2 protein-coding genes are annotated in these 1,223 nt (G+C 71.5%); both read right to left on the bottom strand.

The genetic code is table 11. The annotated features are described in order from the left end of the window. Positions 1 to 947, bottom strand: a 947-nt coding sequence (locus AO501_RS14980) for a PE family protein (protein WP_156452574.1), incomplete at its 3' end; no start/stop codon positions are given. Positions 948 to 1,050: 103 nt separating this feature from the next. Beyond that, on the bottom strand, positions 1,051 to 1,223 hold a 173-nt coding region (locus tag AO501_RS37235; RefSeq protein ID WP_156452573.1), incomplete at its 5' end, for an FAD-binding protein.

The raw sequence follows: 1,223 nt of genomic DNA, 5'->3' as shown, positions 1-1,223 counted from the left end.
TTGGCGCTGCCGACACTCGCGCTTCCTCCGACCGCGCCACTGTTGTCCGCCAGAGCCTGCGCGCTACCACCTTGAGCCACCGAGCTGCCGCCGGCTCCGCCACCGCCGCCGGAGGCATCCCCACCGACTCCGCCGGCACCACCGTGGCCCCAGAGAAAGCCACCGTTGCCGCCCAGGCCACCAGCCCCGCCAGTGACAGTCACGGCCTCGCCTTGCGCTCCGCCGCCCGCCGCGTCACCACCGAACACCACCCCACCCGCAACGTTGGTGGCAGCATCCCCCCCGACGGCCACAATGCCAAAGCCGTCGCCTCCATTACCGCCAATCGCCCGTCCACCGGCGCCGCCGGCACCACCATTGCCGCCGAGCCAACCGGCATTACCGCCGCTCCCCCCAACTCCGCCGACGACCGTCCCGCCGGCGGCCGTGGAATTCCCACCGGCGCCCCCGGCGCCGCCGTTGCCCCACAACCATCCGCCGTTGCCGCCGGCACCGCCGGCGGTGGTGCCACTGCCACCGGCACCGCCGGTCCCGCCGTTGCCGAACAGCAGGCCGCCGGCTCCCCCGGCCTGTCCGGACCCGACCGGTGCGTCGGCTCCGTTGCCGATCAACGGGCGCCCAAGCCATGACCGGAAGGGCGCATTGATCCCGTCCAATATCTGCCGCTGGGCGGCCTCGGCGGCGGCATACGAGTTCATGCCGTTCCTCAGCCCCTGGACGAACTGGTCGTGGAACGCGGCGGCCTGCCCGCTCAGTGCTTGATAAGCCTGTCCGTGCGCCCCGAACAGCGCAGCAATCGCCGCCGACACCTCGTCCTCGGCCGCAGCCAGAATCGCCGTCGTAGGCAGCGCGACCGCTGCACGGGCCGTGGCTATCGATTGACCGATCGCCGACAGCTCGCCGGTCGCCGCCAATGCCGTCTCCGGGACCACGTACACAAAGGACATCGGATACCCCTCGGCAAGCCACCATCGATTTGCTGTCGCAGCCCGATACGACCTACCGAAGCGTACTCAACCGGGCCGTACCGGGCCCGGTGTTTGCCCAAACCTAGCGAGGCGGCCGCGCGGCAAGCATGTCCCGCACGGCCAGGTGACTGAACAACATGCTGGTGCCGATCGGGTTGCCGCCGCCGGGGTAGGCGAGGCCGCTGGGCGCGGCCATCGTGTTGCCGGCCGCGTACAGGCCGGGAATCGGCCGGCCCGCGGTATCGAGCACCCGCG

The organism is Mycobacterium gordonae, assembly GCF_001417955.2.
Lineage (GTDB): Bacteria > Actinomycetota > Actinomycetes > Mycobacteriales > Mycobacteriaceae > Mycobacterium > Mycobacterium gordonae_B.
The sequence above is the reverse complement of the archived record's forward strand: the minus strand, read 5'-3'. Positions and strand labels throughout refer to the sequence as shown.